The 7711-nt window shown below is 33.4% G+C and carries 7 protein-coding genes and 1 pseudogene; 3 read left to right on the forward strand and 5 right to left on the reverse strand.

Annotated features, from left to right (window positions below):
* Positions 1-53 precede the first annotated feature (53 nt).
* Both B2W91_RS14045 and B2W91_RS14050 read right to left on the reverse strand, forming a co-directional pair.
* Positions 54-1496: a transposase gene (locus B2W91_RS14045; RefSeq protein ID WP_291582028.1), complete on the reverse strand. Its 1443-nt coding sequence runs from the start codon at positions 1494-1496 to the stop codon at positions 54-56.
* Positions 1497-2040: 544 nt separating this feature from the next.
* Positions 2041-2239 (reverse strand): annotated as a pseudogene (locus B2W91_RS14050) (23S rRNA (uracil-5-)-methyltransferase RumA); the annotation flags it as partial.
* A 208-nt stretch (positions 2240-2447) separates the two neighbouring features.
* Here B2W91_RS14050 and B2W91_RS14055 point away from each other — a divergent pair.
* Both B2W91_RS14055 and B2W91_RS14060 read left to right on the forward strand, forming a co-directional pair.
* Positions 2448-3176 carry a hypothetical protein gene (locus B2W91_RS14055; protein ID WP_291582031.1) on the forward strand — a complete coding sequence of 243 codons (729 nt, stop codon included), beginning with the start codon at positions 2448-2450 and terminating at the stop codon, positions 3174-3176.
* Between the two features lie 14 nt (positions 3177-3190).
* Positions 3191-4252, forward strand: coding sequence for a hypothetical protein (locus B2W91_RS14060; protein WP_291582033.1), 1062 nt, complete (start codon positions 3191-3193; stop codon positions 4250-4252).
* 207 nt (positions 4253-4459) lie between these two features.
* Here the strand turns inward: B2W91_RS14060 and B2W91_RS14065 are convergent, their stop codons facing one another.
* From B2W91_RS14065 to B2W91_RS14075, 3 genes are all read right to left on the reverse strand, one after another.
* A complete protein-coding gene (locus B2W91_RS14065; RefSeq protein WP_291582036.1) occupies positions 4460-4858 on the reverse strand; it encodes a hypothetical protein in 399 nt (132 codons plus the stop codon).
* A gap of 772 nt (positions 4859-5630) precedes the next feature.
* Positions 5631-6059 (reverse strand): pyridoxal-phosphate dependent enzyme, encoded by a 429-nt coding sequence (locus tag B2W91_RS14070; RefSeq protein ID WP_291582039.1) that lies wholly within the window; start codon positions 6057-6059, stop codon positions 5631-5633.
* The gene (locus B2W91_RS14075; protein WP_422653276.1) at positions 6008-6673 is read right to left on the reverse strand and encodes a 1-aminocyclopropane-1-carboxylate deaminase/D-cysteine desulfhydrase; all 666 of its coding nucleotides are present in this window, start codon (positions 6671-6673) and stop codon (positions 6008-6010) included. Before B2W91_RS14075 ends, B2W91_RS14070 begins: the two co-directional genes overlap by 52 nt.
* 106 nt (positions 6674-6779) lie before the next feature.
* Between B2W91_RS14075 and B2W91_RS14080 the strand changes: the two genes are divergently transcribed.
* Positions 6780-7676, forward strand: a complete 897-nt coding sequence (locus B2W91_RS14080) for a LysR family transcriptional regulator (protein ID WP_291582045.1) — start codon at positions 6780-6782, stop codon at positions 7674-7676.
* The last annotated feature ends 35 nt before the right edge of the window (positions 7677-7711 follow it).

Here is a 7711-nt window from a genome sequence, read left to right on the forward strand (position 1 = left end):
GTTCACCATATTGGCTCGGTTCAAAACCATATGCCCCAAAGTAGTATGGACTTTTATAGTCCTATGCTACTTATTTGTTTTTTATCTAATTTTCTAATTCTTTCTATTTCTTTATTATGCAGCTTGAAGAAGTCTTCAAAAGCTCTATTTGCTCTATCTATATCTACTTCTTTTAAGTTATCCTTTGTATTCATTATTAGAAATGCAGAATACATATCTCTTTGGATAGTTCCTTGCTCAAATTTGTTCCAACGTTTTGATAATGGCTTTTTAACATAAGTTTCTGTGAAGTGTTCAAATTGACTTGCTTTTACTTTGTAAGTATCTATTTTCTTAATTGAAAGACCATAGTATTGAAGTTTGTTGTCTATAAGAGTTATAAGCATACTCGGTGCTTTGTTACTAAGAGATTTTCCAAATCTCTTCTTACTATTAATCTTTCCAGTTTTCTCATTTACAGTAGTTTCTTTTGCTCTTTTTTGAAGTCCTTTAAAATTCATAGTTTCAACTCTTACATCAAGGCCAAGAGAAAGTATATAATTAGCAAGTTTATTATGAGATTGTTTTCTCTTATCTGATATTTTCCTTTGAATTTCTGCAAGTGCAAGTTTAGTTTTGATATAATTTTTACTTTGAACCCATTTCTCACGATTTCCTGCTTTAATTGTGCCATCTTCATTGTATTTGTTGGGATTATTTGCTCTACGTTGTCTATCGAGTTTTCTTTGAAGAACTCTTTTAAGTTTTTCGTCTATATTTATATCTTCTGCAAGTTCTAATATTTTAACTTCTTTCTCACTTGCGATAGCAAGAGTAGAAGTACCAATATCTAGACCTACACGAGAATTTTCATCAGTAGAAACCTTACGGTTTTTCTTTTGTGGTGGAACACCCCCAAAAGTCATTTGAACAAAATATCTATTTTTACCACGGATAACTTTTTTGACAAGTTTGCAAAACTTTAATTTATCTAAAAAACATTGATGTGCATACTCATCATTTCTTTTTATGATTACTGGCATTGTTAGCCCAAGCCATTTCATTACATTTCTATCTTCGAAATATCTAAAACCTGTGACATTTCCTTTTTCACGTACAGAATAGAACTCGCCGAAAGCTTTAAATCTGACTTTCTTTGCTTCTCCAAAGATTAATTTTTCAAAAGAAGTAAAAGAACGTTCTGCGATTTCTTGAACCATTTGAGAACCTAAGTTTTGTTTAAACTTTTGCCCCATAGGCTTTACAAACTTGTTTAGGTCAAACTTAGTTACACCAAAGTCTTTTCTAAGTTTATTGAATATTGCATTACGTTTTTTACCTTTTTTCATTTTCATTGCAAGACCATATTCTTTTTGTCTTTGCATTAATCTATATCTTGAAAGAATTTCTCCAAGACAAGCATTGTAGATTTGACGAGCAATATTTAATCTTTTTTCTAATATATCTTCTTGCCACTTTTCCGTTTTCAATGGAAGTGTCAAAACGTAGTTTGCCACTAGAGAAATTCCTCCTTTATTTTTTCTGTTGATTTTTAATGCATTTTCAATCTTTGTAAGTTTCCATTTCTACAATGGTTATTCTATTATTATTTGCAAGTTGATTTATTATATTCTTTAAGTCTTTTTCTACATTTCCAACGAGAAGTTTATGGCACATTCATCTCAGCACTGAAGTACCGAGTATTCTGTGTTGTGTTATAAAATACAGAACTAAAAACGCAGAAATCATGAACTTAAGGACCACAATGCTGTAATATTATAATAATAAATTTATTACTTGTCATATATTTTATATAGGTATATTGTTACAAACAAAAAGACGCTCATTTCTGAACGTCTAAATTAAGAGAAAAGGAGTACCATTTTCACAGTACCCCTTTAATTCTCCACCTTTATTTTCTTGTATCCCCACATTCTATATCAACCACCACAGAAACATTGATATAGTTTTTAATGACCTTATTTCTGATTTTATCACCCTCAGCTGTGAAGATGATATGTTTGGAAAGGTGCCTAAAACAAAGGATTTCTACGTATCAGCTCATTGTATCAACACAATAGTCTCCACATGTGCCGTCTGCGGAAACATATCTACTGGTTGTACTTCTAGGGTTTATATCCTAAGTCATTTAGTATTTTTAAATCTCTTGCTATGGTTGCTGGGTCACAGAAGACGTACACTATTTTTGTGGTGACATTTCAGCTATTGCATGGAGTAGCGATTCTTGGCAGCCTTTTCTTAATAGGTTTAATTCTATAATCTAAATTTACTTAAGATATAATTATGAACCGTCCCTTATATGCTTTCGGCGGGGTATGGTTAAGTTTAAATATTGTACTTTTAGAGGTTTTTCGTATATTGCCTAAAATGAAAGTAATGCCTAATTAGGTACAAAGTCTCTCTTGCATCATATAATATTATGTAAGTTTTTTATGGAGAGATTTGCGATGTATTTTAATGAAAGTAGATCTTTTAATCATCAGTATTGGCGCAGTTGTCCTTTTGAGCAAAATGGTTACTACACTTATGATCCCATGAGGATTAACCCCATACTAGCAGCAATTGCAAGCACCTTTGTGGCAGTTATTGTTTTTGTAATTCAAAAGATAGGGGGAGATGTATATCAATATGGAGACATTGTAGCAAAGTGTGCTAAAGAGCATCCTTATGATTTTGATGCCATTGAGAAATGTTTAAGGGAGAATGGTCTTAATGGCACTGATGCCAGAAGGGTAAGAAATAGAATTGAGATGGCTTATGATTCCTATATGTACGCAATGATAAAAACTCATTACCCTACTCCGGAAGGAACGTGGCAAACCCAATATGGCAAGATAAAATTCAAAATGACAGATATCACTGAAGAGATGCCCTTCCCATTTTTTAAAACTCCAATAGAACAGTATATTACAGGGGTGAAGGTTGAAGGAAATTATGATTGGGCCCCAGGAGGAAAATTAGTAGGTTTATTAACTAATGAAGGCAATACAGGAATACTTAGAGGGTATTGGTCTGAGCACACAAACCCAGAGGTAACTCACCATGCTAATCGTGGTAATTTTATAATGAGAATTAAATGGGATGAAAAGTATAAACCTTATTTTGAGGGAAGCTTTGGATATGAAGAAAAGGTAAATCAAAAAGAGTGGAAAGGCACAAAAATAGAGGAGCATTAAGAGAGGTGGGTAATATGTTTTTTAGATATCCTTCTAGCTATTTTATGCTTAGGCAAGTATCTGTTTTGACTACATTGGCTGCTGCTCAAGTAGCCATAGCAAATTTAGCAGATTCTGTAGCTCAACTCAAGGTGGAGACCATAAAGGGGGCTAAAGCGGAGCAAATTAGAAAGCAGGCTTATAAGGCCTCTGACGATTTTGTGGCAGCTAAAGCTGAGCTAGTGAAAGAAATAAAGAATTTAGAGGTAAACCCAGAGGAAAATAAGGACCGTATAATTCAGCTAAAAAAGGCATTAGCAGAAGCAGATGAGGCTACTAAACGATTTAAGGGATTAATTAATGTACTAAGTTCAAATGATCAAACGATTATAAACTCAGTAACCAGTGGGTTCTTGAGCAGAAGCCTTCGTGAGCTTGAGGCTAGTATAGGGAAGACAAAAAAGATAGTTCAGGAGGTTCATGCTTCCTTAGGCACTATGGGGGCTGAAAAAGCAAGTATGGTACAGATTAATGAAATAAAAGTGCTTCAAGGTAAAATGCATTTTTATATGATTGTCTTTGACCCCGGCAAAGGTCCAGTGCAAAAGGAAATAAAGGCAGGGGAAACTATTTATATTCATGGTTTGCCAGTTACTATTGTCGCTAGTGTAGAAGATGATATGAAAACTAAATTCATAAAAATGAAAGAAGCCGGCACTCTACCTGGAGGCACTTATTTTAATGATACATCAGAGGCTACAGATAGCCATAAGTTCTCTTACACCAACCCCAGTGTAGGCACCACTACATGGGTTTCAAATGAAGAGTATACTTGGGAACCAGATAATATTGGGGATAATAAAAAGAAAATTTTAAGATATAGTCAAAGAAATTCTGATATATCCACAAAAGCGGAAAAGGGTGATACTGTTGATATCTGGACTGTAGTACCTGCTCAAGGGGTAGGTTTTTATGTAACAGGCAGAACTATTAGCTGGAAAAGAATAAGTCAGCTAAAGAATAAAGAAACAATAGGGGAAGAAGTTCCAGGAAATAATGTAGCAAAAGGGTATATTAATTTCTCTGTTTTTCCATAGTAGAAATAATAAGAGCTTGCAGTAAGTCTATCAAGAATTTTGTGTAAACTTCCATAAAAATTTTTAAATTATGTGTTTAAGAATAACTAGGTAAGAATATTATTATGCTGATACCTAGTTATTCTTAAAATGTTGAATATCTTTACAACTAAATTAATCTAATGAAGCAATTTATAAGGTTGCTTCAAGCCACTAGACCACAGTTTATTAACGAACTTTAATAAATTCAGTCAATTTATTTTTTATTTCTCTCTTTACCCTATAATGATTAATTTTGCCTCCGTAGCTTACATTGACAGTATCTTCATCTTGATAAATTCCTATATCAACTTCATCAAGCATTATAGAAATCACAGGAAAAGATTTTTTATTATAATAAATCAGCTGATTCCAAGATCCAACATCAAGTAGATTTCTTAACTTATCCATATCATCCCTGCTCGATATTTTTATAGTATTGGCGCTAATATCAATAACCACCTCATTGATATTATTAAATGTTTCCAAAACTAGTCTTTTGTTATGTGCTTCTATAAACTTATATATAAACACTAGTCCAACAATAGCCACCACAGCAAATAGTTTAAAAAATTTAAACTTCTTCATAATACTTTATACCTCGCTGGATTTATACATAACATAGTATCACATCCCGTTAATCCCCTAGTTCAAATACTTTTTATATATCCTTATTCAAAGCTTTGGATATTTCATTCGCTAATTTCAATTTAGGTTCAGTGACATCATTTCTGTATCTTTTTTCTTTTAATTCTTTTGGATCTTCTATAGTAGTTTGATTAATTTTTAGGAATTGTTCTTTACAGCTCTTTGCCTCATCAACAAAGATGCCTTTTCTTCTATAGTGTTCTGAAAATTTCCTCTCTGAATGTGTTGATGTTTCAAGAAGTACATGTAATTTATCTCAAGAAGTCTATTTGTGAGTTTATTTATCATTAGTTGATGATTTATTACTGTCTTTCTCACTTGCCTTAATCCATTAATATATTCTCATAATTCTTCATAAAGACTTGTGATGGTAACTGTTATAGGTTGTTTTCTGAGGCTTTAAATTCTTTAGCATATGTTATTTTCTTTTTATTATCTTTAGATATAATTATTCTCTTTAAGTTAGTGTCTTAATTCTATTATATATTATTCTTTCTATAGGACAACTATCCTAACGTATGATGAAGTTCTCTACGCCTCATGCGGTAGTATGTCAAATAGACTTCTTCTGTTACCGGGATTAATTGTCCCTCAACTTTAATTCTATACTCTTTCTTTTGTGCCATATGGCTTGTCCTCCATTTTCTGAAATTTCATTAAAAATCGAAGATCAGTTTAATTAATAACTGATCTTCGATTCCTTATAAATGAACTACTCTAATATTTTTACACCTTCAATAAGTTCCTTTTCAAACTCAATACGGTGATGCTTTGTATAAAGTGCGAGTGTTCCCCCGGTATGTATAAGGATAATTTTTTCCCCAGGAGTTATTTTACCCTCACGAATCATATCAAGCATACCTGCAAAACATTTTCCAGTATAACATGGGTCAAGCAAAATAGCTTCTTTTCTAGCCATCAAATAAATTGCCTCTCTTACCTCCTTTGACGGCATATTGTATCCATCTCTGACATAATCTCTTTCAATGTCAAAGTCAGCCAACTCAGCGGTAATATTAAGATCATATTTTTCTTTCACTTCATAAAAAAGCTTCAGAAGGCAGTCTTCCTTGTACTCTCCAAAAGGACTTATTGCAATGCCAGTACAATTGAGTGTAGACTTTTCATTTTTACGNNACATAATCCCATAAATGTACCGATGCTGCCAGTTGCCGCAAACACACGTGCGTCGCCGATTCCCATTGCATTAGCTTGTTCTGTAAGTTCCATTGCACACTCGTAATATCCCAGGAATCCTACATCGTCAGAACCTCCCATAGGAATATAATATACTTTTTCTCCTTGCTCTTCGTATTCCTTTATAAGTTTTTTGACTAGATCATCATATTGTTCTGGTTCCGCTCTTCCATCGTTATTTTTAAGAACTATATCAGCCCCCATAATTCGATCTAGTAAGAGATTTGCCGATAACTCGCCAGGATAATCACCAATCATAGCGATGGTACATTTCAGGCCATATTTTGTTGCTACGGCAGCAGTTAACCGACCATGATTTGTTTGAACACCACCAACTGTCAGTAATCTTGTTGCACCATTTTTTTGTGCTTCATGTAGGATATACTCTAATTTTCGAAGCTTATTTCCACCCATACCCAAATTTGTTAAATCATCACGCTTAATATAAAACTCTACTCCCAATTCCTTGGAAATATTTTCTAAATATTCCAGTGGTGTGGGTGAATTCAAAAATGATACTTTTTCATATCCTAATAACATATTATTTCCTCCAAACATTATTATACTAATTAAAGAATATCATAGAATCCCTCTCTTGAATAATGAAACTATTAGATTTATAATATAACGAATAGTTATATTAATAGAAAAAGAAGGTGGTTTTATGCGATATAGTGATATTGAAGCTTTTCTGGCTGTAGTAAAATGCAAAACACTGACAAAGGCTGCTGAATCGATTCATATCAGCCAGCCAGCACTAAGCAAGCGAATCTTACAACTCGAGACTGAACTAGGGGAACAGCTGATTTCCCGGCGAAAAGGGCAACGAAGTATTGACTTAACCGAAAAGGGAATAGCTTTTGTCCCACTGGCTAATCGTTTTATGGCCGTTTGGAATGATATAAAGAACCTTGATTCCCAAGATTCTTATCCCTCATTTCGAATTGCTTCTTCTGATGGCCCACACCTGTATATATTGCAAAAGGTTTACAATAGCTTGATGTCGATTTATCCGAACCTCACTTTAAAACTTCGAACCTTCAGTTATAAGGAATGTTACCAGCGTATCGCTAATGGTACATTGGATCTAGCATTAGTTGGTGCAAATTTTTATTTTGATAAAATAACATCCGTCCCCGTATATAGTGAAAAAATGCATTTTATCTGCCGAAAAGATTCTGACTACCCATCCTTTGTAGAACCAGGTATGTTAGATGCCGCCAATGCAATTTATTCCTCTTATTCAACTGAGTATGATATGTGGTTCAGCCACTGGTTTTGCGGCAAATGCGATCCATATATTGAATCTGATTTAATCCTTCAGGTAAAAGAATTTCTTCTAAATTCTAAAAAGAATATGTGGACGTTTGTTCCCACTTCTGCTCTGGATGTGTTTTTAAAAGAACCTAATTTATCAATGAAGGAATTCTCTCATGAACCACCAGAACGAATTATCTATTTGATTAACAAAATCGAAGAACCTTCTGAATATATTTCAGCTTTTAAATCTATCCTAAAAACCGTTATTGAGGATATAGAAGGAATAAAGCTTCTCTTATAATCATAATCTGTTCCTGAACCTCTCACGACTAAAGT

This window comes from Clostridium sp. UBA6640 (genome assembly GCF_002455975.1).
Lineage (GTDB): Bacteria > Bacillota > Clostridia > Clostridiales > Clostridiaceae > Clostridium_J.

What these genes read in the sequence shown, in the direction of transcription:
- B2W91_RS14055 (WP_291582031.1), top strand. Translation starts at nt 2,448, where the DNA reads ATGTATTTTAATGAAAGTAGATCTTTTAATCATCAGTATTGGCGCAGT.
- B2W91_RS14065 (WP_291582036.1), bottom strand. Translation starts at nt 4,858, where the DNA reads ATGAAGAAGTTTAAATTTTTTAAACTATTTGCTGTGGTGGCTATTGTT.
- B2W91_RS14060 (WP_291582033.1), top strand. Translation starts at nt 3,191, where the DNA reads ATGTTTTTTAGATATCCTTCTAGCTATTTTATGCTTAGGCAAGTATCT.
- B2W91_RS14080 (WP_291582045.1), top strand. Translation starts at nt 6,780, where the DNA reads ATGCGATATAGTGATATTGAAGCTTTTCTGGCTGTAGTAAAATGCAAA.